Origin of the sequence: Actinacidiphila oryziradicis, from assembly GCF_005047355.1 — a bacterium.
GTDB lineage: Bacteria > Actinomycetota > Actinomycetes > Streptomycetales > Streptomycetaceae > Actinacidiphila > Actinacidiphila oryziradicis.
The window spans coordinates 122,437-147,047 of the sequence record NZ_SUMC01000002.1 but is presented as its reverse complement, the minus strand read 5'-3'; the positions used below and the strand labels follow the sequence as shown (position 1 = coordinate 147,047).

Below are 24,611 nucleotides of genomic sequence, written 5' to 3'. Positions count from 1 at the left end.
TCATGAGACCGCCACGGCGGCCAAGTGAGAAGTCCCCTCGTAACCGAGGGGAAGGAGTCACTCACAGATCCTGCCGCAGAGATCTGCCATCAGGCAGTCGAGTTCCCCGAACGAGCGCTTGCTCGAACGCGTAAGCGGGCTCCCGGCCGCAGCCGGTAGCCCGCTTACACGAATGCACGCGGTCAGCCCTGGGCCTCGCCGAGCAGCTTCTGCAGACGCGAGACGCCCTCGATCAGATCATCGTCTCCCAGGGCGTACGACAGCCGCAGGTAGCCCGGTGTGCCGAAGGCCTCACCGGGGACGACCGCGACTTCGGCCTCGTCCAGGATCAGCGCGGCGAGCTCGGCGCTGGTGGCGGGGCGCCTGCCGCGGATCTCCTTGCCGAGCAGGGCCTTCACCGACGGGTACGCGTAGAAGGCGCCCTCGGGCTCGGGGCAGACGACGCCGTCGATCTCGTTCAGCATCCGCACGATCGTGCGGCGGCGGCGGTCGAACGCGGCGCGCATGTCGGCGACCGCGTCCAGGTCCCCGGAGACGGCGGCCAGCGCCGCGACCTGGGCGACATTGCTCACGTTCGACGTGGCGTGCGACTGCAGGTTGGTCGCCGCCTTCACGACGTCCTTGGGGCCGATGAGCCACCCGACACGCCAGCCCGTCATGGCGTACGTCTTGGCGACGCCATTGACGACGATGCACTTGTCGCGCAGCTCCGGGAGGAGCGCCGGGAGCGAGGTGGAGGTCGCGTCGCCGTACACGAGGTGCTCGTAGATCTCGTCGGTGAGCACCCACAGGCCGTGCTCCACGGCCCAGCGGCCGATCGCCTCGGTGTCGGCCTCGCTGTACACCGCGCCGGTGGGGTTGGACGGTGAGACGAAGAGCACGACCTTCGTCTTCTCGGTGCGGGCCGCTTCCAGCTGCTCCACGGAGACCCGGTAGCCCGTGCTCTCGTCGGCGACCACATCCACCGGCACCCCGCCGGCCAGCCGGATCGACTCCGGGTACGTGGTCCAGTACGGCGCCGGGACGATGACCTCGTCGCCCGGGTCCAGGATGGCCGCGAACGCCTGGTAGATGGCCTGCTTGCCGCCGTTGGTGACCAGCACCTGCGAGGCGTCCACCTCGTAGCCCGAGTCCCGCAGCGTCTTCGCGGCGATCGCGGCCTTCAGCTCCGGCAGGCCCCCGGCCGGGGTGTAACGGTGGTACTTCGGATTGCGGCACGCCGCCACCGCGGCCTCGACGATGTAGTCCGGCGTCGGGAAGTCCGGCTCACCGGCGCCAAAGCCGATGACCGGGCGCCCGGCGGCCTTGAGCGCCTTGGCCTTGGCGTCCACGGCCAAGGTCGCGGACTCGGAGATCGCCCCGATCCTTGCCGATACCCGGCGGTCGGGGCCAGTGGAGGACAGTGCGGCAGCGGTTGCGTCGGTCATGCTTGCATCGTCGCACCCTCACCGGCGCTCGGTCACACGAGTTCCCCTACTCTCTGGTTACTCCCTGGTGCGGGGGCTCGCCTGCCGGGGCCCGGGCCATGGCGCCGGCGGTGTCACGCATTCGACGCGCGGTCATGGAGCACGTACACTCATGCGGCGGTGGCCTCCCGCGAGCCGATCTTGCCTGCGTACCTCACGCAGCCGGTTGGATGCGGTAAGTTGGGGGCGTTCCAAAGGGTCGTAGCTCAATTGGTAGAGCACTGGTCTCCAAAACCAGCGGTTGTGGGTTCGAGTCCCTCCGACCCTGCTACACACGCTTTTAAAAGGGTGTGTGCTTGCGTACGTCAATGAAATGCACGGCTGTGCGGCTCAACCGGGCGCGTCATGGCCACGACCCGGATTCAGGTGAGGACGAGTGACGGAAGCCCTGGGCTCCACCGCGACGCCTGAAAGTGGTCGTCCCGACGGTGACACCACCGAGGCCGCTGAGAGCATCAGCACAAAGACCCGCAAGGGCGGCAAGCGCGGCAAGAAGGGCCCGCTGGCACGCTTGGGGCTCTTCTACCGCCAGATTGTTGCGGAGCTCCGCAAGGTCGTCTGGCCCACGCGCAACGAGTTGATGACGTACACCTCCGTCGTGATTGTGTTCGTTGTCGTCATCATCGCGCTCGTTACCGTGATTGACTGGGGATTCAACAAGGCCGTTTCGTACGTCTTCGGCTGAGCTTGATACCCCGCGGAAGGCGTCCGTGGCGCCCGCCCGCACGTTCCACCCCTTGAAGTCAGGAAGAAGCAGCGACCGTGTCTGACCCGAACGTGTACGACGCCGACGCGACCGCCGAGGGCGACGACACCGCGCTCGACATCATTGAGGCCGCCGACGCGGACGTCGACCAGGCCGAGGCTGCTGACGTGGCGGCGGGTGAGTCCGCCGAGCAGGCCGCGGTCAACCTCGTCGACGAGGACGAAGTCGTAGCGGCCGAAGAGGCTGACGTGGCCGGAGAGGCCGACGAAGAAGAGGCAGAAGAGGCAGAAGAAGCGGAAGCCGCCGCGGAAGTAGAGCCGCCGGTCGACCCGGTGGCCGCCTTCCGCGAGGAGCTCCGCACGCTGCCGGGCGAGTGGTATGTGATCCACACCTACGCCGGCTACGAGAACCGTGTGAAGTCCAACCTGGAACAGCGCGCCGTCTCGCTCAACGTCGAGGACTACATCTACCAGGCCGAGGTGCCCCAGGAAGAGGTCGTCCAGATCAAGAACGGCGACCGCCGCACCGTCCGCCAGAACAAGCTGCCCGGCTACGTGCTGGTGCGCATGGACCTGACGAACGAGTCCTGGGGTGTCGTCCGCAACACCCCGGGCGTCACCGGCTTCGTCGGCAACGCCTACGACCCGTATCCGCTGACCCTGGACGAGATCGTCAAGATGCTCGCCCCGGAGATCGAGGAGGCGGCCGCCGCGGCCAGCGAGGGCGGCGCGCCGAGGCGCAAGGTCGAGGTCCAGGTGCTGGACTTCGAGGTCGGCGACTCGGTCACCGTCACCGATGGCCCGTTCGCGACGCTCCAAGCGACGATCAACGAGATCAACGCCGACTCGAAGAAGGTCAAGGGCCTGGTCGAGATCTTCGGCCGGGAGACCCCGGTCGAGCTCAGCTTCGACCAGATCCAGAAGAACTGACCGCAGCGGTCAACCCGTACTTCCGTCCAGGTCAGGCAGGCTCTCACAGGCTGTCTGACCTGCTCGGTTTCAGGCCGCGCCATGATACCCGCTATCGTGGTGCGGTATGCCTGCTCGCAGGCAGAGAACACTCTCACTAGGACCCGGAGAGAGCAATGCCTCCCAAGAAGAAGAAGGTCACGGGGCTTATCAAGCTCCAGATCAACGCCGGCGCGGCCAACCCGGCTCCGCCGGTCGGCCCTGCGCTGGGCCAGCACGGCGTCAACATCATGGAGTTCTGCAAGGCCTACAACGCCGCGACCGAGTCGCAGCGTGGCATGGTCGTGCCGGTGGAGATCACGGTCTACGACGACCGCTCCTTCACCTTCATCACGAAGACTCCGCCGGCTGCCAAGCTGATCCTCAAGGCCGCAGGTGTGGACAAGGGCTCCGGCGAGCCGCACGTCAAGAAGGTCGCCAAGCTCACCCGTGCCCAGGTTCGTGACATCGCCACCACGAAGCTCCCGGACCTGAACGCCAACGACCTGGACGCCGCCGAGAAGATCATCGCCGGCACCGCCCGTTCCATGGGCATCACGGTCGAGGGCTGACAGCCGCACATCCCCGTGGAAGGGCCGGCTCGGCCCGCACCACGACTCCGTAGACAGCATTCAGGAGAAGCACAATGAGCAAGCGCAGCAAGGCCCTCCGCGCTGCGGACGCCAAGGTCGACCGGGAGCACCTGTACGCCCCGCTCGAGGCCGTCCGTCTCGCGAAGGACACCTCCACCACCAAGTTCGACTCGACCGTCGAGGTCGCCTTCCGCCTGGGTGTCGACCCGCGCAAGGCCGACCAGATGGTCCGCGGCACCGTGAACCTTCCGCACGGCACCGGCAAGACCGCCCGGGTCCTGGTCTTCGCGACCGGCGACCGTGCCGAGGCCGCGCGTGCCGCGGGCGCCGACATCGTCGGCTCCGACGAGCTGATCGACGAGGTCGCGAAGGGCCGGCTGGACTTCGACGCCGTCGTCGCCACCCCGGACCTCATGGGCAAGGTCGGCCGTCTGGGCCGGGTGCTCGGTCCCCGTGGCCTGATGCCGAACCCGAAGACCGGCACCGTGACCCCGGACACCGCCAAGGCGGTTACCGAGATCAAGGGCGGCAAGATCGAGTTCCGGGTCGACAAGCACTCGAACCTGCACTTCATCATCGGCAAGACGTCCTTCGGTGAGCAGCAGCTGGTCGAGAACTACGGCGCCGCGCTGGACGAGATCCTGCGTCTGAAGCCGTCGGCCGCCAAGGGCCGCTACATCAGGAAGGCCGCCATCAGCACCACGATGGGCCCCGGCATCCTGGTCGACCAGAACCGCACCCGTAACCTCCTGGTCGAGGAGGAGGGGACCGTCTGACGGTCACCGCCCGCGGGCTCTGAGGGCCGGGCCCCGCTCCTCCGCTTCGGAGGGGCGGGGCCCGGCCCTCAGAGGTCGCGCGAATAGGTGGGGCGGCGTCGCGGGCCGATGGCTCTCGCCTGGAAGTGTTGTCGTCGGTGTCGGTCGACGACGCTCCGCGTCGCCTTCTCCCCCAGCTACCTCCCCCAGCCTTCGGCCGGGAGGTGCCCCCAGGAGGTGCCCCCACCTCCGCCTTGCCAGACTCGGCCCTCGACCCGCTCCTTAACCCGCCCCACCTATTCGCGCGGCCTCTTAGTGCGTGGAAGACGGCTGACAGGACCGGCCGTTAGTGTGCTGGTACTTCGATCTGCCCAGGGGGAGATATGAACACCCGCACCACACGCCGCGCCTGTGCCTCGCTCGTGGCGTTCGCCGCGCTGGCGGCCGGTGCGACGGCCTGTGACTCGTCCGGCTCCGGCAAGGCCTCGCAGAGCAGTGGCGCGAAGCAGCCCGAGGCCGTCAGCACGGCGGCGCTGAAGGCCCTCCGGGAGGCCGTCAGCAAGACGGAGAAGGCGCATTCGGTCAAGGTCGACGGGCAGACCACGATCGGTACCACGGTGGCCATCAGCCAGCAGGGTGCCCTCGAGTGGTCCGGCGGCGGCACCACCGGGCAGCTGGCCATGACGCAGGGCGGGGCGACCGGCGAGCAGCTGAAGAAGCTCGGCAGCAGTGGCACGAGCCAGACGCGGTTCCTGGCGAACGCCATGTATGTGAAGATGGCCGGCTCATTCATCAAGGCCATGGGCGGCAAACACTGGCTGAAATACGACTACGACGCCTACGCCAAGCTCGGCGGGGCGTCCACGGCGTTCGTCTCGGACCAGCTCCAGAACAGCAACCCGGCACAATCCGTACAGATGATCATCGCCTCCGGGGATGTGAAGAAGGCCGGTTCGCAGACGGTCCGGGGCGTCCGGGCCACCCACTACTCCGGGACGGTCGATGTCGCCGCCTTGGCCGCGAAGTCCGACAACGGCCTGAGCGCCAAGGAGCTGAAGGCGCTCAAGAAGCAGCTCGAAGCGGCCGGAATCAAGACCGAGCAGATCGACCTGTGGGTCAACGGCGACAACCTGCTGGTGAAGAAGACCGAGCAGGGCAGCACCGCGAACGGCACGATGCGCTCGACGACGTACTACTCGGGCTACGGCACCAAGGTGTCCGTGACCGCGCCGCCGGCCGCCGACACCCTCGACGTCACGAAGCTGCTCGCGGCGCAGAGCGCGGCCCCGTCCGCGTAAGGCCCAGGGCTCGGGCCGGGCCGGGCGGCCGGCACCGATTTGCCCGGGCGGCAGCCTGTCCCGTATTCTCCGAGCGAAGCCAAAGACCGCTGGTCGTTGCTGTGCCCATACAAAGGGGCGCGGTGGCCGAAGGATCCGCTAGCTGCGGACGACCCGCGTAGGTGTTCGTGGATGGACTCCCGGGATTTATCCCGGTCGAGTCACGCCCCGTGCGCTTGCGCCGGGGCGTTTCGTTTTGTTCAGCCCCCTCCTTCGGATCCTTGCGGTCCGCAATCACCCGGAAGGAGGCCGAGGCTCATGGCGAGGCCCGATAAGGCTGCCGCGGTTGCCGAGCTGACGGACAAGTTCCGCAGCTCGAATGCCGCCGTGCTGACCGAGTACCGCGGTCTCACCGTGGCGCAGCTGAAGCAGCTGCGCCGTTCGCTCGGTGAGAACGCCCAGTACGCCGTGGTGAAGAACACGCTGACCAAGATCGCGGCCAACGAGGCCGGGATCAATGTGCTGGACGACCTGTTCGCAGGTCCGACGGCTGTTGCCTTCGTCACCGGTGACCCGGTGGAGTCGGCGAAGGGTCTTCGTGACTTCGCCAAGGACAACCCGAACCTCATCATCAAGGGCGGTGTCCTTGACGGTAAGGCGCTGTCCGCGGATGAGATCAAGAAGCTCGCGGACCTCGAGTCGCGCGAGGTGCTGCTCGCCAAGCTGGCGGGTGGCCTGAAGGCGTCCATGGCGAAGGCCGCGGCGACTTTCCAGGCCCCCCTCACGGAGTTCGTCCGCACGGTGGACGCGCTGCGCGAGAAGCGCGAGGCAGAGCAGGGCGGTGCCGGTACGCCGGCTCCCGCCGAGGCCGAGAGCGCGGAGTAGTCACTCCTCGCGTTCGGTCGCAGCGGGCCCGTACGCCCGCCTTCATATACACCCGGCACCTGCCGAATTAGTGGAAGGACGCCATCATGGCGAAGCTGTCCCAGGACGAGCTGCTCTCGCAGTTCGAGACCCTGACCCTCATCGAGCTCTCCGAGTTCGTGAAGGCGTTCGAGGAGAAGTTCGACGTCAAGGCTGCCGCTCCGGTCGCCGTTGCCGCCGGTGGTGGCGCTGCCGCCGTCGCCGAGGCCCCGGAGGAGCAGGACGAGTTCGACGTCATCCTCACCGGCGCCGGTGAGAAGAAGATCCAGGTCATCAAGGTCGTGCGTGAGCTCACCTCGCTGGGCCTGAAGGAAGCCAAGGACCTCGTGGACGGCGCTCCGAAGGCCGTCCTGGAGAAGGCCCCCAAGGAGGCCGCCGAGAAGGCTGCCGAGTCCCTCAAGGCCGCTGGCGCCTCCGTCGAGGTCAAGTAAGTATCAGCGCACCAAACGGGCCTCCGGCTCGGGATCAGTCCCCCTTCGGGGGGCTGATCAGCCGCAGGGCGGCCACCCTTTCGGGTGGTCGCCCTGCGTTGTTTGAGTGGCGGCTCTCCCGTGCTGCCGAGCCCTGCGGGTATCGTGATCATCGCTGGTTGGCGAGCTGCCCTGTGATGATCCCCGCTGGGCGGAGGCCTTGACGAACCGCACGTAGCGCGCAATTCTCAGGACGCACCGCCAGATCGGTCCAGCACCGAGGCATGGATCGGCGGCGATGCGGGAATGCCTAGCGTGGCAAGCACGAAGCACAGTCGAGAAGGACAACGAGGGGCGACCCTCCCGGAGGGAGAGATTGGCTCTGCCGGTCTCCAGAACTCTGCACTGGACATCAGTGTGCCGAATGGCTACACTGACCCTTTGCGCTGCCTGTTAGCTGTTGCCTGGCCCGTCACCAGGAACAACCCCAAGCCTGAGCTTGCCGAAGATGCCCTGGACCAGGGCGTCCCCTCATGGGCTCAGGGGCGGAACCGGTACGCGCGTAGTGAGTCCGAGCCCTCGGAAGGACCCCCTCTTGGCCGCCTCGCGCAACGCCTCGACTGCCAATTCGAATAATGGTGCCAGCACCGCCCCGCTCCGTATCTCCTTTGCGAAGATCAAGGAGCCCCTAGAGGTACCGAACCTCCTCGCGCTGCAGACCGAAAGCTTTGACTGGCTCCTCGGCAACGCCGCCTGGAAGGCTCGTGTCGAGGCGGCCCTGGACAACGGTCAGGATGTCCCCACTAAGTCCGGTCTGGAAGAGATCTTCGAGGAGATCTCGCCGATCGAGGACTTCTCCGGGTCGATGTCCCTGACCTTCCGTGATCACCGTTTCGAGCCACCGAAGAACTCGATCGACGAGTGCAAGGAGCGCGACTTCACGTACGCGGCCCCGCTCTTCGTCACGGCCGAGTTCACCAACAACGAGACCGGCGAGATCAAGTCCCAGACGGTCTTCATGGGCGACTTCCCGCTCATGACCAACAAGGGCACCTTCTGCATCAACGGCACCGAGCGTGTCGTGGTGACCCAGCTGGTCCGCTCGCCGGGTGTCTACTTCGACAGCCAGATCGACAAGACGTCCGACAAGGACATCTACTCCGCCAAGGTCATCCCGTCCCGCGGTGCCTGGCTGGAGCTGGAGATCGACAAGCGCGACATGGTCGGTGTCCGCATCGACCGCAAGCGCAAGCAGTCCGTCACCGTCCTCCTGAAGGCTCTCGGCTGGACCACCGAGCAGATCATCGAGGAGTTCGGCGAGTACGAGTCCATGCGCGCCACCCTGGAGAAGGACCACACCCAGGGCCAGGACGATGCGCTCCTCGACATCTACCGCAAGCTGCGTCCGGGCGAGCCGCCGACCCGCGAGGCCGCACAGACCCTGCTGGAGAACCTCTACTTCAACCCCAAGCGCTACGACCTCGCCAATGTCGGCCGCTACAAGGTGAACAAGAAGCTCGGCAGCGACGCGCCGCTGGACGCCCGTGTGCTCACCACCGACGACGTTCTCGCGACCATCAAGTACCTGGTCAAGCTGCACGCCGGAGAGACCGAGACGGTCGGTGAGAACGGCGCCTCGATCGTCGTGGAGACCGACGACATCGACCACTTCGGCAACCGCCGCCTGCGCAACGTCGGCGAGCTCATCCAGAACCAGGTCCGTACCGGCCTGGCCCGGATGGAGCGCGTCGTCCGCGAGCGGATGACCACCCAGGACGTCGAGGCGATCACGCCGCAGACCCTGATCAACATCCGGCCGGTCGTCGCCTCCATCAAGGAGTTCTTCGGCACCAGCCAGCTGTCCCAGTTCATGGACCAGACGAACCCGCTGTCCGGCCTGACCCACAAGCGCCGGCTGAACGCGCTGGGCCCCGGCGGTCTGTCCCGTGAGCGGGCCGGCTTCGAGGTCCGGGACGTGCACCCGTCGCACTACGGCCGGATGTGCCCGATCGAGACCCCCGAAGGCCCGAACATCGGCCTGATCGGCTCGCTCGCCTCCTACGGCCGGATCAACGCGTTCGGCTTCGTCGAGACCCCGTACCGCAAGGTCGTGGAGGGTGTCGTCACCGAGCAGGTGGACTTCCTCACCGCCGACGAGGAGGACCGCTTCGTCATCGCGCAGGCGAACGCCCCGCTGTCGGACGAGAACACCTTCGAGGAGTCCCGGGTCCTGGTCCGCCGCCGCGGCGGTGAGATCGACTACGTCCCGGGCACCGAGATCGACTACATGGACGTCTCGCCGCGCCAGATGGTGTCGGTCGCGACCGCCATGATCCCCTTCCTGGAGCACGACGACGCCAACCGCGCGCTCATGGGATCCAACATGATGCGCCAGGCCGTGCCGCTGCTCAAGGCGGAGGCCCCGCTGGTCGGCACCGGCATGGAGTACCGCTGTGCGGTCGACGCCGGTGACGTCATCAAGGCCGACAAGGACGGTGTGGTCCAGGAGGTCTCCGCCGACTACGTCACCGTGGCCAACGACGACGGCACGTACAACACGTACCGCGTCGCCAAGTTCGCCCGCTCCAACCAGGGCACCTCCTTCAACCAGAAGGTCGTCGTCGACGAGGGCGCCCGTGTGGTGGCCGGCCAGGTGCTGGCCGACGGCCCGTCCACGGACGAGGGCGAGATGGCGCTCGGCAAGAACCTCCTCGTGGCGTTCATGCCGTGGGAGGGCCACAACTACGAAGACGCGATCATCCTCAGCCAGCGTCTGGTGCAGGACGACGTCCTCTCCTCGATCCACATCGAGGAACACGAGGTCGACGCCCGTGACACCAAGCTCGGCCCCGAGGAGATCACCCGGGACATCCCGAACGTCTCCGAAGAGGTCCTCGCCGACCTCGACGAGCGCGGCATCATCCGTATCGGTGCCGAGGTCGTCGCCGGCGACATCCTGGTCGGCAAGGTCACGCCCAAGGGCGAGACCGAGCTGACCCCGGAGGAGCGCCTGCTCCGTGCGATCTTCGGTGAGAAGGCCCGTGAGGTCCGTGACACCTCGCTGAAGGTGCCGCACGGCGAGATCGGCAAGGTCATCGGTGTCCGCGTCTTCGACCGCGAGGAGGGCGACGAGCTTCCCCCGGGCGTGAACCAGCTGGTCCGCGTCTATGTCGCCCAGAAGCGCAAGATCACCGACGGTGACAAGCTCGCCGGCCGTCACGGCAACAAGGGTGTCATCTCGAAGATCCTGCCGGTCGAGGACATGCCTTTCACCGAGGACGGCACTCCGGTCGACATCATCCTCAACCCGCTCGGCGTCCCGTCCCGGATGAACCCGGGACAGGTCCTGGAGATCCACCTCGGCTGGCTCGCCAGCCAGGGCTGGGACGTCTCAGGCGTCGATGCGGACTGGGCCCGCCGCCTGCAGGACATCGGCGCGGACGTGGTCGCGGCCGGCACCAATGTCGCGACCCCGGTCTTCGACGGTGCCCGTGAGGACGAGATCACCGGTCTCTTCGAGTCGACGACCCTCAACCGCGACGGCGAGCGTGTGGTCCTGCCCTCCGGCAAGGCCCGGATGTACGACGGCCGCTCCGGCGAGCCGTTCCCGGAGCCGATCTCCATCGGCTACATGTACATCCTCAAGCTGCACCACCTGGTGGACGACAAGCTGCACGCCCGCTCCACCGGTCCGTACTCGATGATCACCCAGCAGCCGCTGGGTGGTAAGGCGCAGTTCGGCGGTCAGCGCTTCGGTGAGATGGAGGTGTGGGCCCTTGAGGCTTACGGCGCCGCTTACGCACTTCAGGAGCTCCTGACAATCAAGTCCGACGACGTGCTCGGCCGCGTGAAGGTCTACGAGGCCATCGTCAAGGGCGAGAACATCCCCGAGCCGGGCATTCCCGAGTCCTTCAAGGTGCTCATCAAGGAAATGCAGTCGCTCTGCCTCAATGTGGAGGTGCTGTCCTCGGACGGCATGTCCATCGAGATGCGCGACACCGACGAGGACGTCTTCCGCGCGGCGGAGGAGCTCGGTATCGACCTGTCCCGGCGCGAGCCGAGCAGCGTCGAAGAGGTCTGACGGGCCGGTGGGGGCTCTTCCCGAAGAGCCCCCACCTTCCCCGGACCGTTCAGACCATGTTTGACATTCGACCCCGGCTGTAACGCTTGGCCGGGACACCACGAAGGTGGGATTGACGACAAGTGCTCGACGTCAACTTCTTCGACGAGCTGCGGATCGGCCTGGCCACCGCGGACGACATTCGTACCTGGTCGCACGGCGAAGTGAAGAAGCCGGAGACCATCAACTACCGTACGCTCAAGCCCGAGAAGGACGGACTCTTCTGCGAGAAGATCTTCGGCCCGACCCGGGACTGGGAGTGCTACTGCGGCAAGTACAAGCGGGTCCGCTTCAAGGGCATCATCTGTGAGCGCTGCGGCGTCGAGGTCACTCGCGCCAAGGTGCGCCGTGAGCGGATGGGCCACATCGAGCTCGCCGCCCCGGTCACTCACATCTGGTACTTCAAGGGTGTCCCGTCACGGCTGGGCTACCTGCTCGACCTCGCCCCGAAGGACCTCGAAAAGGTCATCTACTTCGCCGCCTACATGATCACGTGGGTGGACGACGAGCGCCGTACCCGCGACCTTCCCTCGCTGGAGGCCCAGGTCTCCGTCGAGCGCCAGCACATCGAGAACCGCCGTGACGCGGATGTCGAGGGCCGGCAGAAGAAGCTGGAGACGGACCTCGCCGAGCTTGAGGCCGAGGGTGCCAAGGCCGACGTACGCCGCAAGGTGCGCGAAGGTGCCGAGCGCGAGATGAAGCAGCTGCGTGACCGCGCCCAGCGCGAGATCGACCGCCTCGACGAGGTGTGGGCCCGCTTCAAGAACCTCAAGGTCCAGGACCTGGAGGGCGACGAGCTGCTCTACCGCGAGCTGCGCGAGCGCTTCGGGACGTACTTCCAGGGCTCGATGGGTGCCGCGGCGCTGCAGAAGCGCCTGGAGTCCTTCGACCTGGAGGAGGAGGCCGAGCGCCTCCGCGAGATCATCCGTACCGGCAAGGGCCAGAAGAAGACCCGTGCGCTCAAGCGCCTCAAGGTCGTCTCGGCGTTCCTGCAGACCACCAACAAGCCCAATGGCATGGTGCTGGACTGCGTCCCGGTGATCCCGCCGGACCTTCGTCCGATGGTGCAGCTGGACGGTGGCCGCTTCGCGACCTCCGACCTGAACGACCTGTACCGCCGCGTCATCAACCGCAACAACCGCCTCAAGCGGCTCCTTGACCTCGGCGCCCCCGAGATCATCGTGAACAACGAGAAGCGCATGCTTCAGGAGGCCGTCGACGCGCTCTTCGACAACGGCCGCCGCGGCCGCCCGGTCACGGGCCCCGGCAACCGTCCGCTGAAGTCGCTGTCCGACATGCTCAAGGGCAAGCAGGGCCGGTTCCGTCAGAACCTGCTCGGCAAGCGTGTCGACTACTCGGCCCGTTCCGTGATCGTCGTCGGCCCGCAGCTCAAGCTGCACCAGTGCGGTCTGCCGAAGGCCATGGCGCTGGAGCTCTTCAAGCCGTTCGTCATGAAGCGCCTGGTGGACCTCAACCACGCGCAGAACATCAAGTCGGCCAAGCGCATGGTCGAGCGCGGCCGCACGGTCGTGTACGACGTGCTGGAAGAGGTCATCGCCGAGCACCCGGTGCTGCTGAACCGTGCGCCGACCCTGCACCGCCTCGGCATCCAGGCCTTCGAGCCGCAGCTGGTCGAGGGCAAGGCCATCCAGATCCACCCGCTCGTCTGCACCGCGTTCAACGCGGACTTCGACGGTGACCAGATGGCCGTCCACCTGCCGCTCTCCGCGGAGGCGCAGGCCGAGGCCCGCATCCTGATGCTGTCCTCGAACAACATCCTCAAGCCAGCCGACGGCCGGCCGGTCACCATGCCGACCCAGGACATGGTGCTCGGGCTGTTCTTCCTGACCACCGACCCCGAGGAGCGCGTGCTCATCGGCGAGGGGCGGGCGTTCGGCTCGACCGCCGAAGCGATCATGGCCTTCGACAACCGCGAGCTGTCGCTGCAGTCGCCGGTCCAGATCCGCTTCCCGATCGGCACCGTCCCGCCGCGTGGCTGGACCCCGCCGGAGCAGGCGGAAGGCGAGGAGCCGTGGCAGCTCGGCGACTCCTTCCGGCTGACCACCTCGCTGGGCCGTGCGCTCTTCAACGAGCTGCTGCCCGAGGACTACCCGTTCGTCGACTACTCGGTGGGCAAGAAGCAGCTCTCCGAGATCGTCAACGACCTGGCCGAGCGCTACCCCAAGGTCATCGTGGCGGCGACGCTCGACAACCTGAAGGCGGCCGGTTTCCACTGGGCGACCCGTTCCGGCGTCACCGTCGCCGTCTCGGACATCGTCGTCCCGGAGGCCAAGAAGGCCATCGTCCAGGGCTACGAGGCCCAGGACGAGAAGGTCCAGAAGCAGTACGAGCGTGGTCTGATCACCAAGGACGAGCGCACCCAGGAGCTCATCGCGATCTGGACCAAGGCGACCAACGAGGTTGCCGAGGCGATGAACGCGAACTTCCCGAAGACCAACCCGATCTTCATGATGGTCGACTCGGGTGCCCGCGGAAACATGATGCAGATGCGTCAGATCGCGGGTATGCGAGGCCTGGTGTCCAACGCCAAGAACGAGACCATCGCGCGTCCGATCAAGGCCTCGTTCCGTGAGGGCCTGTCCGTGCTGGAGTACTTCATCTCCACCCACGGTGCCCGTAAGGGTCTGGCCGACACGGCCCTGCGTACCGCCGACTCGGGTTACCTCACCCGTCGTCTGGTGGACGTCTCGCAGGACGTCATCATTCGCGAGGAGGACTGCGGCACCGAGCGCGGTCTGAAGCTGCGGATCGCCGAGCGCGGCGCCGACGGCAGCCTGCGCAAGACGGACGATGTCGAGACCAGCATCTACGCCCGGATGCTCGCCGAGGATGTCGTCATCGACGGCAAGGTGGTCGCCCCGGCCAATGTCGACCTGGGCGATGTGCTCATCGACCAGCTGCTGCGGCGCGGTGTCGAGGAGGTCAAGGTCCGCTCGATCCTGACCTGCGAGTCGGCAGTCGGCACCTGTGCCTTCTGCTACGGCCGCTCGCTGGCCACCGGCAAGCTGGTGGACATCGGTGAGGCCGTCGGCATCATCGCGGCCCAGTCGATCGGTGAGCCCGGCACCCAGCTGACGATGCGTACCTTCCACACCGGTGGTGTGGCCGGTGACGACATCACTCAGGGTCTGCCGCGTGTCGTCGAGCTCTTCGAGGCCCGCGTCCCCAAGGGCGTGGCCCCGATCTCGGAGGCCGTCGGCCGGGTCCGTATCGAGGAGACCGAGAAGACCAAGAAGCTCGTCATCACCCCGGACGACGGTTCCGACGAGATCGCCTACCCGATCTCCAAGCGGGCCCGTCTCCTGGTGAGCGAGGGCGACCACGTCGAGGTCGGCCAGAAGCTGACCGTGGGTGCCACCAACCCGCACGACGTGCTGCGTATCCTCGGCCAGCGCCAGGTCCAGATCCACCTGGTCGGCGAGGTGCAGAAGGTCTACAACTCCCAGGGTGTGTCGATCCACGACAAGCACATCGAGATCATCATCCGGCAGATGCTCCGCCGAGTGACGATCATCGAGTCCGGCGACGCGGAACTGCTGCCGGGCGAGCTGGTCGAGCGCGGCCGCTTCGAGACCGAGAACCGTCGTGTGGTCTCCGAGGGCGGACACCCCGCCTCCGGCCGTCCGCAGCTGATGGGTATCACCAAGGCCTCGCTGGCGACCGAGTCCTGGCTGTCGGCCGCCTCCTTCCAGGAGACGACCCGGGTGCTCACCGACGCGGCGATCCACGCCAAGTCGGACTCCCTGCTGGGCCTCAAGGAGAACGTCATCATCGGTAAGCTCATCCCGGCCGGTACGGGCCTCGCCCGCTACCGCAACATCCGGGTCGAGCCGACCGAGGAAGCCAAGGCCGCGATGTACTCGGCCGTCGGCTACGACGACATCGACTACTCGCCGTTCGGCACCGGCTCCGGCCAGGCCGTACCCCTGGAGGACTACGACTACGGCCCGTACAACGGCTGATTCGCAGCGATCCTGCTGGACCGCAGGGCGGCACCCCGGGGAACCGGGGTGCCGCCCTGCGGCGTTCTACGGGACAATGGACGGAATATCCGGCTCCAGGGGGAGTGGTCCGAGTGTCGTACCAGCAGTGGCAGCCCGCGCAGGCGGCCCAGCACAGCATGCTGGCATCCGACGCGGCCCGCGAGGGCGCGGTGGAGATACTCAAGGGCGCCTACGCCGAGGGCCGGCTCCTCATGGAGGAGTACGACGACCGGGTCGGCCGCGCCTACCAGGCCCGTACCTACGGAGAACTGGACGCCGTCATCGGCGACATACCGCAGCCGCAGCCGCTGCCTCCCGTCTTCCGCCCGGCTCTGCTGCCGCGCACCAACAGCAAGGCGGTGGCCGCGCTCATCTGCGGGGTGGGCGGCATCTTCGTGGGGATCACCGCGATCCCGGCGATTGTGCTGGGTCATATGGCCCGGCGCGAGATACGCCGGACGGGCGAGCGGGGCGACAGCATGGCCGTCGGCGGGATGGTGCTGGGCTATGTGGTGACCCTCATCATGGTCGCGCTGGTCGCGCTGATCGTTGTGGCGGTATGGGCCGCCAACGGTGTGTCGTCGACCACATGGCCGTAAAATCAAGCCAGTCCGATGATTGACGACTGTGCTGGCCGGGCAGGGTACAGGTTTCGAAGGGGTCGGGCCCGGCGCTGCCTATTTGTTTTGACCGCAGCCGATGCGATAGGTAGGCTCTGACCTTGTGCCTGGGGTGTGCCCGGGTTCCTGTGTGTGCACTCGTCCATTCAGGGACCACCGAGGCCGCGACACCCGAAATACGCACCTTACCCGCATTGCGGGGGCGTACAAGGATCGCGACACACCCGACCGCGTGGGTCGGGGAAACCTCCCCAGGTTAGATGTATCGAGATCGGCACACAGAAACCGGAGAAACGGTGCCTACGATCCAGCAGCTGGTCCGGAAGGGCCGGCAGGACAAGGTCGAGAAGAACAAGACGCCTGCGCTAAAGGGCTCCCCTCAGCGTCGTGGTGTCTGCACGCGTGTGTACACGACCACCCCGAAGAAGCCGAACTCGGCGCTTCGCAAGGTGGCCCGTGTGCGCCTGACCAGTGGGATTGAGGTCACCGCCTACATTCCGGGCGAGGGCCACAACCTGCAGGAGCACTCCATCGTGCTCGTGCGCGGCGGCCGCGTGAAGGACCTGCCGGGTGTTCGTTACAAGATCATCCGCGGCTCCCTGGACACCCAGGGTGTCAAGAACCGCAAGCAGGCCCGCAGCCGCTACGGCGCCAAGAAGGAGAAGTAAGAATGCCTCGTAAGGGCCCCGCCCCGAAGCGCCCGGTCATCATCGACCCGGTCTATGGTTCTCCTCTGGTGACCTCGCTGGTCAACAAGATCCTCCTGCACGGCAAGCGTTCCACCGCTGAGCGCATCGTGTACGGCGCCCTCGAGGGCGTGCGTGAGAAGTCCGGTGCCGACCCGGTCATCACGCTCAAGCGCGCACTTGAGAACGTCAAGCCGGCCATCGAGGTCAAGTCCCGCCGTGTCGGTGGCGCGACTTACCAGGTGCCCGTCGAGGTCCGTCCGGGCCGTTCCTCCACGCTCGCGCTGCGCTGGCTCGTGGGTTACTCCCGCGCCCGCCGCGAGAAGACCATGACCGAGCGCCTGATGAACGAGCTGCTGGACGCCAGCAACGGTCTCGGCGCCTCCGTCAAGCGTCGCGAGGACACCCACAAGATGGCCGAGTCCAACAAGGCCTTCGCGCACTACCGCTGGTAGTCAGCACCCACATCGAGACCGAGAGAAGACAGAGCCTCATGGCCACCACTTCGCTTGACCTGGCCAGGGTCCGCAACATTGGGATCATGGCCCACATCGACGCGGGCAAGACGACGACCACCGAGCGGATCCTGTTCTACACCGGCGTGAGCTACAAGATCGGTGAGGTCCACGACGGCGCTGCCACGATGGACTGGATGGAGCAGGAGCAGGAGCGCGGCATCACCATCACGTCCGCCGCGACCACCTGTCACTGGTCGTTGGACGACGTCGACCACACCATCAACATCATCGACACCCCGGGCCACGTCGACTTCACCGTCGAGGTGGAGCGTTCGCTCCGCGTGCTCGACGGTGCCGTCACGGTGTTCGACGGTGTCGCCGGTGTTGAGCCGCAGTCCGAGACCGTGTGGCGTCAGGCGGACCGCTACGGCGTGCCGCGTATCTGCTTCGTCAACAAGCTCGACCGCACCGGCGCCGAGTTCCACCGCTGCGTCGACATGATCGTGGACCGCCTCGGCGCGGTTCCGCTGGTCATGCAGCTGCCCATCGGCACCGAGATGGACTTCAAGGGCGTCGTCGACCTCGTCGGCATGAAGGCCCTGGTGTGGTCCGCCGAGGCGACCAAGGGCGAGATGTACGACGTTGTCGACATCCCGGAGACCCACACCGAGGCTGCCCTGGAATGGCGCGGCAAGCTCCTTGAGACCATTTCGGAGCACGACGACGAGATGATGGAGCTGTACCTGGAGGGCGAGGAGCCCACCGAGGAGCAGCTGATCGCGGCGATCCGCCGCGCCACCATCGCGTCGACCGACTCCGAGCACAAGGGCAAGCCGACCTTCACCCCGGTGTTCTGCGGTACCGCGTTCAAGAACAAGGGCGTCCAGCCCCTGCTCGACGCGGTCGTGCGCTACCTGCCCTCGCCGCTCGACATCGAGGCGATCGAAGGCCACGCGGTCGGCGACCCGGAGCAGATCGTCAAGCGCAAGCCGTCCGAGGACGAGCCGTTCGCCGGTCTTGCTTTCAAGATCATGAGCGACCCGCACCTCGGCAAGCTCACCTACGTCCGTGTGTACTCCGGCCGTCTCGAGACCGGCACCGCTGTGCTGAACTCGGTGAAGGGCAAGAAGGAGCGCATCGGCAAGATCTACCGCATGCACGCGAACAAGCGGGAAGAGATTGCGGGCGTGGGCGCCGGCGACATCGTCGCCGTCATGGGCCTGAAGCAGACCACCACCGGTGAGACGCTGTGTGACGACAAGAACCCGGTGATCCTGGAGTCCATGGACTTCCCGGCGCCGGTCATTCAGGTCGCCATCGAGCCCAAGTCCAAGGGCGACCAGGAGAAGCTGGGTGTCGCGATCCAGCGTCTCGGCGAGGAGGACCCCTCCTTCCAGGTCCACTCGGACGAGGAGACCGGCCAGACCATCATCGGCGGCATGGGCGAACTGCACCTCGAGGTGCTGGTCGACCGTATGAAGCGCGAGTTCAAGGTCGAGGCCAACGTCGGCAAGCCGCAGGTCGCGTACCGCGAGACCATCCGCAAGACGGTCGAGCGGCATGACTACACCCACAAGAAGCAGACCGGTGGTACCGGTCAGTTCGCGAAGGTGCAGATCGCGATCGAGCCGCTCGTGGACGGAGACGCGTCCTACGAGTTCGTCAACAAGGTCACCGGTGGCCGTATCCCGCGGGAGTACATCCCCTCGGTGGACGCCGGTGCGCAGGAGGCCATGAAGTTCGGCATTTTGGCCGGCTACGAGATGGTGGGCGTCCGCGTCACCCTTCTCGACGGTGGCTACCACGAGGTCGACTCCTCCGAACTGGCATTCAAGATCGCCGGTTCGCAGGCCTTCAAGGAGGCCGCCCGCAAGGCGAGCCCCGTGCTGCTCGAGCCGATGATGGCCGTTGAGGTCACCACGCCCGAGGACTACATGGGTGACGTCATCGGCGACCTCAACTCCCGCCGTGGCCAGATCCAGGCCATGGAGGAACGTAGCGGTGCTCGGGTCGTCAAGGGCCTGGTTCCGCTGTCGGAGATGTTCGGCTACGTCGGCGACCTCCGCAGCAAGACCTCGGGTCGCGCGAGCTACTCGATGCAGTTCGACTCCTACGCCGAAGTTCCGCGGAACGTCGCCGAGGAGATCATCGCGAAGGCCAAGGGCGAGTAGCTCCGTATTTGGAGAGCCGCTCAAGCCTTAGGCTTGACAGAGGCAACGCGGGGCATTCCGCCGCAAGACGGAATGCCCGGTCGCCCCGCATCCCCAGCAAAGATCACCTGGCGCCGATGAAGCAAGGCGTACAGATCCACTCCACAGGAGGACCCCAGTGGCGAAGGCGAAGTTCGAGCGGACTAAGCCGCACGTCAACATCGGCACCATCGGTCACATCGACCACGGTAAGACGACGCTGACCGCGGCGATTACCAAGGTGCTGCATGATGCGTACCCGGACCTGAACGAGGCCTCGGCCTTCGACCAGATCGACAAGGCTCCCGAGGAGCGCCAGCGCGGTATCACCATCTCGATCGCGCACGTCGAGTACCAGACGGAGTCGCGTCACTACGCGCACGTTGACTGCCCCGGTCACGCTGACTACATCAAGAACATGATCACCGGTGCCGCGCAGATGGACGGCGCCATCCTCGTGGTCGCCGCCACCGACGGCCCGATGCCGCAGACCAAGGAGCACGTGCTCCTGGCCCGTCAGGTCGGCGTCCCCTCCATCGTCGTCGCCCTGAACAAGGCCGACATGGTGGACGACGAGGAGATCCTGGAGCTCGTCGAGCTCGAGGTCCGTGAGCTCCTCTCGGACTACGAGTACCCGGGCGACGACCTGCCGGTCGTCCGCGTCTCGGCGCTCAAGGCGCTCGAGGGCGACAAGGAGTGGGGCGAGAAGCTCCTCGGCCTCATGGCGGCCGTGGACGAGTCGATCCCGACTCCGGCGCGTGATGTCGAGAAGCCGTTCCTGATGCCGATCGAGGACGTCTTCACGATCACCGGTCGTGGCACCGTCGTCACCGGCCGCATCGAGCGTGGTGTCCTCAAGGTCAACGAGACCGTGGACATCATCGGCATCAAGGAAAACAAGACCACCACCACGGTCACCGGCATCGAGATGTTCCGCAAGCTGCTCGACGAAGGCCAGGCCGGTGAGAACGTCGGTCTGCTCCTCCGTGGCATCAAGCGCGAGGACGTCGAGCGCGGCCAGGTCATCATCAAGCCGGGTTCGGTCACGCCGCACACCGAGTTCGAGGCCCAGGCCTACATCCTGTCGAAGGACGAGGGTGGTCGTCACACCCCGTTCTTCAACAACTACCGCCCGCAGTTCTACTTCCGTACGACTGACGTGACTGGCGTCGTTACCCTCCCCGAGGGCACCGAGATGGTCATGCCGGGCGACAACACCGCCATGACGGTCGCGCTGATCCAGCCGATCGCCATGGAGGAGGGCCTCAAGTTCGCCATCCGCGAGGGTGGCCGGACGGTCGGCGCCGGCCAGGTCACCAGCATCACCAAGTGACCTCCGGTCCGGTTCTCTGACACCGGGCTTCCAGGGCCCCGGTCCACCGCTTCGGCGGCGGACCGGGGCCCTGCTGTTTTCCCGGCCCGGTTTCCCGGCCCGGTTTCCCGGCCCGGTTTCCCGGCCCGGTTTCCCAGGCGGTGGGTGAGGGTGGCGATACCCGCGTCCAGACCCTTCAGGTGCGCGGCCTGCCCGCGCCGCGCCAGCGCCCACTGGTCATGGCTGGCCTTGGTGATACTCCCGGCCCACCGCGACGACGACCCGGACGTCAGCGCGCGCTTCCGCGCCGCCCACGTGTCCTTGTCATGCTCCAATCCGTCCCGGCAGCGCCGGGCGACATCACCCGACGCCAAAGCGCCCAGGTGCCCGCCCACCGCACGCAGCACCCGCTCCTCATCAGCGGTCAGCCGCAGCCAGGTACGGACCGACACCCCAGAAGACCCCGGCGCCACGAACGGGGCAGCCATCGACCGCAACGCCCCCACCCCGACCACCCCCTCACCCGAGGGGATCCAGACTGGTGTACCCACCCCGCACACCACGACGAAACCGCCCCCCGTTCACCCGAACGAGTTCCCCAGCACGGCGCCAACAGACCGGGCGACACGATCACCACCCTCACACCAGCACACTCACTCAAGCGAACTCATACACACTCCTTCGTACGCAACGATCAACAGCTCACACCCCCCGCCCCCCAGGAGGTCGGGGCCTCGCTGCCTCTCTTCAGCCCAGCTCGGCCCACACCGTCTTGCAGGGCGCCGGGCCCGGCGCGACACCCCAGCGGTCGGCCAGCGCGTCCACGAGCATGAGGCCGCGCCCCGACTCGTCCTCCGGGAGCGCCTCGCGGTGGACAGACGGAAGGCGCTCCGCGCGGGCGTCCGTCACCTCGATGCGGAGTGTGCCGGCGTTCGTGACGGTGAGCGTCAGCCGGAAGTCGCGGCCCGGTACGCGGCCATGGAGCGCCGCGTTCGCGGCCAGCTCAGCGACAACGTGTGCCGCCGCCTCGATCGACAGCCCCCAGCTGCGCAGCTGCTCGGTCGCGAGCAGCCGGGCAAGCCGGGCGCCCCTGCGGGTGGCGGAGAGCTGGACATGGAACTGGCGGGTGGCGGGGGCTGTTTCGGGGCTGGTGATTTCCTGGTTCACGCGACTTAGCGTGATCGGGCGTGTGACAACTGGATAGGCGTGGGGCTTGTACGGAGCGTGACTGTCCGTCCGTGGCCTGGACCTGTCCGGCCGGTACGCCGTGGTTGGGGTGGTTGGGGTGGTCGGGGTTGCCGGTCTCGCCATTTCTGATTGGCCGGGTGCGGGTGCGTTTTGCTCCCTTTGGTCGCAAAGATCAAAGACGCAACTGCGGAGGGGGAGGAGGGGGGCTCGTCTCGTCGGTTGGCTCCCGGGCCGGTGGGTTGCGGAGGTCAAGGCGGCTTGTGCGGCATCGGTTCGGTGGGTGTCTGGGGTCTCGTTGCCGGATCCTGGTAGAGATGGTCGGTGGCGACGCCTGTTGTCCGTGGGGGGTTGCGCTGCCGTAACCGGCGGCTGTCGGGTGCTTGGTGGCTTGGCCCCGGGGCGGGGGAAGTGAGCGGGGGCCCGGTGGCTGCCCTCCCGGCCGGTGGGTGGGGGTCCAGGCGCGGGGGTGCAGAAACGTTCCGGCGGAGGGCGGGTGGCTCTCCTCCGGGTTCGGGGCAGGAACGTTTTTGCCGGGGATCGGGACATTAGGTGCCCGAATGGGACACTCTCACGGGCCCCGCTCGTAGTGTCGCTGTCTCATCGGGGCACCTCATGGATCCGCTCCGCCGCAGAATCGTTTCAGCGGGAGCGAGGAGGCTTCCCCGCATCCGGCATATCGGTCAATTCCTCTCGCGCCTGCGTGCACTACAGCCCATGCCTGCGTACACCCCCGCCACGCCGGGGTGTACGCAGGCATGGGCTGTAGTGCACGCAGGCGGGCGGGCTGTGGGGTCGCTGGCGGGCCACCGGCGACCCCTGGGACGGATTTGAGTGCAGTTAGTGAAGTCCAGAAATTGGCAATTCGGGCATATCTCTTCACTTTCAGCACTGACAATCCAGATGGGCCCAAAAGGTATGCCCAAAGTGGGGTAAATGCTGCCCCGGGGGTGGTGAACCCGGTATGGCGCTCCGCCGGAACGTTTCTGCATCCCCCCGCATGAACGCCGGCCGCCCACTGGTCGGGAGAGCAACCACTCGCCCCCCGCCGGAACGTTTCTGCGCCCCCGCCGGGCCCGGGCCCCCGCCCATCCGCCCACCGGCCGAGAGGGAAGCCGCCGGGCCCCCGCCCGCCCCGTCGACAACGGGGCCAAGCCACCAAGCACCCGACAGCCGCCGGTTACGGCAGCGCAACCCCCCACGGACAACAGGCGTCGCCACCGACCATCTCTACCAGGATCCGGCAACGAGACCCCAGACACCCACCGAACCGATGCCGCACAAGCCGCCTTGACCTCCGCAACCCACCGGCCCGGCGGCCCGGTGACAAGCGGCAGCGCCCCTCCCCCTTCCCGTAGGAGCGCCTTTTTCTTCGCGACCGAAGGGAGCCAGCGCTCCCGCACGCCACCCATGCCGAAATAACCCCACCGAGGCCCGGGGCGGGTGATTTTCTGGGCCAATGTCATCAACGCGCCCCGCCGTGTTTACGCTTCGGGGTAACTAGCCGAGTGCGGACAGTGATTGCCGTACGCGGGTGCCAAATGAGCGGGGGCGGTATGGACTACACGGCAGACGGAGCGGACGGGGCGGACGGCTCTCACTGGGACGCCGGGCTGGAGGACGACGATTCCGGGGCCGTGATGAAGGCGGTCGGGCGGCAGATCAAGCTCTGGCGGGAAGCGGCGGGGCTGCGGCGGATCGAGTTCGGGGCGGCCATCGGGTATGGCGAGGAGATGGTCTCGTCCGTCGAGCGGGGGCGGCGGGTCCCCAAGCCGGAGTTCCTGGACAAGGCGGACGAGGTGCTGGGGGCCGGCGGCAAGCTCGCCGCGATGAAGGATGACGTGGCCGAGGCCCGGTACCCGAAGAAGGTGCGGGACGTCGCGAAGCTGGAGTATGAGGCGGGAGAGCTGGGCTCCTATGCAAGCACCGTCGTGGATGGCCTCTTGCAGACGGAGGAGTACGCACGGGCGCTCCTTGGCCTGCGGCGCCCGGCGTACGGAGAGGACGAACTTGAGCGGCTGGTGGCTGCTCGCATGGCTCGCCAGGAGATCTACGAGCGGCGGCCCGCCCCACTGCTGACCTTCGTCCAGGAAGAGGCGACGCTCCGGCGGCCGATCGGGGGCAGAATGGTGTTGCGACGCCAACTCGAACACCTGCTGGAGGCCAGCCAGTTGCGGTACGTCGAGATCCAGGTGATGCCCACGGCGGTCGAGGAGCACTCCGGGCTCGGCGGCTCGTTGCGCGTCCTGAAACTCAAGGACGGCACAGCGGTCGGGCTGAATGAAGTGCAGCTCACCAGTCGCCTGATCGCCGATCCCCGGGAGGTCCAGATCCTTGAGATGCGGTATGGCATGATCCGGGCGCAGGCTCATACGCCGCGTGAATCGCTGGCCGTCATCCAGAAAGTGCTGGGAGAGACATGACCCTCAAGCCCTCTGCCAGAGCCGGTTCCGCGCTGGAGTGGTTCAAGAGCAGTTACAGCACCGACGACGGTCCTTCCTGCGTCGAGATCGCAACCGCCCCCGGCGCCGTCCACGTCCGCGACTCCAAGGACCCCCAGGGTCCGCAGTTCGCGTTCACATCGCAGGCGTGGGCCGAGTTCGTCTCGTACGCGGCAAAGGGCTGATCCGCCGCCTCCGGCGGGCCCCGGGTTTGACCCTCACCCCCGCAGGGGTAGGCTTCCCGGCTCGATTGGCGCGGGGTGCCCCGCGTATGGCAGACTAGCCAAGTTGCTCGGTCGAGCGCCGATGTTGCGCGCCTCCCGTCGGGAGGACCGGAAGCGAGTCCCACAGTACTCGTCGTCCCTTGTGGACGGACGTACGGGAATCTTCCGGGAAGCGTGAACGCGGTGCAGACCAGGCACCCGGTGGGTGTCATCTCCCACAAACCCCCTCCCGAGGGATTTTCCGCATGCGGAGAATTACGGGAAGGGGCGCGACACGCCCGACCGCGTGGGTCG

18 protein-coding genes, 1 tRNA gene and 1 pseudogene are annotated in these 24,611 nt (G+C 66.9%); 17 read left to right on the top strand and 3 right to left on the bottom strand.

Annotation, left to right across the window (positions count from 1 at the left end):
• Positions 1–182: 182 nt before the first annotated feature.
• On the bottom strand, positions 183–1,427 hold the full coding sequence (locus FCI23_RS02990) for a pyridoxal phosphate-dependent aminotransferase (RefSeq protein WP_407645912.1): 1,245 nt from the start codon (positions 1,425–1,427) through the stop codon (positions 183–185).
• A gap of 234 nt (positions 1,428–1,661) precedes the next feature.
• Between FCI23_RS02990 and FCI23_RS02985 the strand changes: the two genes are divergently transcribed.
• The 15 genes from FCI23_RS02985 (at position 1,662) to tuf (ending at position 20,488) form a co-directional block, all read left to right on the top strand.
• Positions 1,662–1,734: transfer RNA gene (locus FCI23_RS02985), tRNA-Trp, on the top strand.
• A gap of 108 nt (positions 1,735–1,842) precedes the next feature.
• The gene (secE, locus tag FCI23_RS02980; RefSeq protein ID WP_136721847.1) at positions 1,843–2,151 is read left to right on the top strand and encodes a preprotein translocase subunit SecE; all 309 of its coding nucleotides are present in this window, start codon (positions 1,843–1,845) and stop codon (positions 2,149–2,151) included.
• Between the two features lie 77 nt (positions 2,152–2,228).
• Positions 2,229–3,101 carry a transcription termination/antitermination protein NusG gene (gene nusG, locus FCI23_RS02975; protein ID WP_136721846.1) on the top strand — a complete coding sequence of 291 codons (873 nt, stop codon included), beginning with the start codon at positions 2,229–2,231 and terminating at the stop codon, positions 3,099–3,101.
• 155 nt (positions 3,102–3,256) lie between these two features.
• A complete protein-coding gene (gene rplK, locus FCI23_RS02970) occupies positions 3,257–3,691 on the top strand; it encodes a 50S ribosomal protein L11 (RefSeq protein ID WP_136721845.1) in 435 nt (144 codons plus the stop codon).
• A 74-nt stretch (positions 3,692–3,765) separates the two neighbouring features.
• Entirely contained in the window at positions 3,766–4,488 is a 723-nt protein-coding gene (gene rplA / locus FCI23_RS02965; RefSeq protein ID WP_136721844.1) for a 50S ribosomal protein L1, read from the top strand.
• Between the two features lie 362 nt (positions 4,489–4,850).
• Positions 4,851–5,765 carry a hypothetical protein gene (locus FCI23_RS02960; protein ID WP_136721843.1) on the top strand — a complete coding sequence of 305 codons (915 nt, stop codon included), beginning with the start codon at positions 4,851–4,853 and terminating at the stop codon, positions 5,763–5,765.
• 297 nt (positions 5,766–6,062) lie between these two features.
• Positions 6,063–6,629 (top strand): 50S ribosomal protein L10, encoded by a 567-nt coding sequence (gene rplJ, locus FCI23_RS02955; protein ID WP_136721842.1) that lies wholly within the window; start codon positions 6,063–6,065, stop codon positions 6,627–6,629.
• 86 nt (positions 6,630–6,715) lie between these two features.
• Positions 6,716–7,099 (top strand): 50S ribosomal protein L7/L12, encoded by a 384-nt coding sequence (rplL, locus tag FCI23_RS02950; RefSeq protein ID WP_136721841.1) that lies wholly within the window; start codon positions 6,716–6,718, stop codon positions 7,097–7,099.
• A 574-nt stretch (positions 7,100–7,673) separates the two neighbouring features.
• On the top strand, positions 7,674–11,159 hold the full coding sequence (rpoB, locus tag FCI23_RS02945; RefSeq protein ID WP_136721840.1) for a DNA-directed RNA polymerase subunit beta: 3,486 nt from the start codon (positions 7,674–7,676) through the stop codon (positions 11,157–11,159).
• Between the two features lie 122 nt (positions 11,160–11,281).
• Positions 11,282–15,181, top strand: a complete 3,900-nt coding sequence (locus tag FCI23_RS02940; RefSeq protein ID WP_136721839.1) for a DNA-directed RNA polymerase subunit beta' — start codon at positions 11,282–11,284, stop codon at positions 15,179–15,181.
• A gap of 113 nt (positions 15,182–15,294) precedes the next feature.
• On the top strand, positions 15,295–15,801 hold the full coding sequence (locus FCI23_RS02935; RefSeq protein WP_246143241.1) for a DUF1707 and DUF4190 domain-containing protein: 507 nt from the start codon (positions 15,295–15,297) through the stop codon (positions 15,799–15,801).
• A 317-nt stretch (positions 15,802–16,118) separates the two neighbouring features.
• Complete coding sequence (rpsL, locus tag FCI23_RS02930) at positions 16,119–16,490, top strand: 30S ribosomal protein S12 (RefSeq protein WP_014144289.1); 372 nt, start codon at positions 16,119–16,121, stop codon at positions 16,488–16,490.
• A gap of 2 nt (positions 16,491–16,492) precedes the next feature.
• Positions 16,493–16,963, top strand: coding sequence for a 30S ribosomal protein S7 (gene rpsG, locus FCI23_RS02925; protein WP_136721838.1), 471 nt, complete (start codon positions 16,493–16,495; stop codon positions 16,961–16,963).
• Between the two features lie 38 nt (positions 16,964–17,001).
• Positions 17,002–19,137, top strand: coding sequence for an elongation factor G (fusA, locus tag FCI23_RS02920; protein WP_136721837.1), 2,136 nt, complete (start codon positions 17,002–17,004; stop codon positions 19,135–19,137).
• A 157-nt stretch (positions 19,138–19,294) separates the two neighbouring features.
• On the top strand, positions 19,295–20,488 hold the full coding sequence (gene tuf, locus FCI23_RS02915; protein WP_136721836.1) for an elongation factor Tu: 1,194 nt from the start codon (positions 19,295–19,297) through the stop codon (positions 20,486–20,488).
• Positions 20,489–20,580: 92 nt separating this feature from the next.
• Here tuf and FCI23_RS59235 read toward each other — a convergent pair.
• Positions 20,581–20,973: pseudogene (locus FCI23_RS59235) on the bottom strand (IS200/IS605 family accessory protein TnpB-related protein); the annotation flags it as partial.
• Between the two features lie 241 nt (positions 20,974–21,214).
• On the bottom strand, positions 21,215–21,634 hold the full coding sequence (locus FCI23_RS02905) for an ATP-binding protein (protein WP_136721835.1): 420 nt from the start codon (positions 21,632–21,634) through the stop codon (positions 21,215–21,217).
• Between the two features lie 1,574 nt (positions 21,635–23,208).
• On the opposite strand from FCI23_RS02905, the gene FCI23_RS02900 reads away from it, so the two are divergent.
• Together FCI23_RS02900 and FCI23_RS02895 are read left to right on the top strand one after the other, a co-directional pair.
• The gene (locus tag FCI23_RS02900; protein WP_246143239.1) at positions 23,209–24,075 is read left to right on the top strand and encodes a helix-turn-helix domain-containing protein; all 867 of its coding nucleotides are present in this window, start codon (positions 23,209–23,211) and stop codon (positions 24,073–24,075) included.
• The gene (locus tag FCI23_RS02895) at positions 24,072–24,278 is read left to right on the top strand and encodes a DUF397 domain-containing protein (RefSeq protein WP_136721833.1); all 207 of its coding nucleotides are present in this window, start codon (positions 24,072–24,074) and stop codon (positions 24,276–24,278) included. Before FCI23_RS02900 ends, FCI23_RS02895 begins: the two co-directional genes overlap by 4 nt.
• Positions 24,279–24,611: the final 333 nt, after the last annotated feature.

Coding starts and splice junctions, on each gene's coding strand:
- FCI23_RS02990 (WP_407645912.1), bottom strand. CDS start 1,427: ATGACCGACGCAACCGCTGCCGCACTGTCCTCCACTGGCCCCGACCGC.
- rplK (WP_136721845.1), top strand. CDS start 3,257: ATGCCTCCCAAGAAGAAGAAGGTCACGGGGCTTATCAAGCTCCAGATC.
- rplA (WP_136721844.1), top strand. CDS start 3,766: ATGAGCAAGCGCAGCAAGGCCCTCCGCGCTGCGGACGCCAAGGTCGAC.
- FCI23_RS02960 (WP_136721843.1), top strand. CDS start 4,851: ATGAACACCCGCACCACACGCCGCGCCTGTGCCTCGCTCGTGGCGTTC.
- rplJ (WP_136721842.1), top strand. CDS start 6,063: ATGGCGAGGCCCGATAAGGCTGCCGCGGTTGCCGAGCTGACGGACAAG.
- rplL (WP_136721841.1), top strand. CDS start 6,716: ATGGCGAAGCTGTCCCAGGACGAGCTGCTCTCGCAGTTCGAGACCCTG.
- rpsG (WP_136721838.1), top strand. CDS start 16,493: ATGCCTCGTAAGGGCCCCGCCCCGAAGCGCCCGGTCATCATCGACCCG.
- fusA (WP_136721837.1), top strand. CDS start 17,002: ATGGCCACCACTTCGCTTGACCTGGCCAGGGTCCGCAACATTGGGATC.
- FCI23_RS02900 (WP_246143239.1), top strand. CDS start 23,209: ATGGACTACACGGCAGACGGAGCGGACGGGGCGGACGGCTCTCACTGG.
- FCI23_RS02895 (WP_136721833.1), top strand. CDS start 24,072: ATGACCCTCAAGCCCTCTGCCAGAGCCGGTTCCGCGCTGGAGTGGTTC.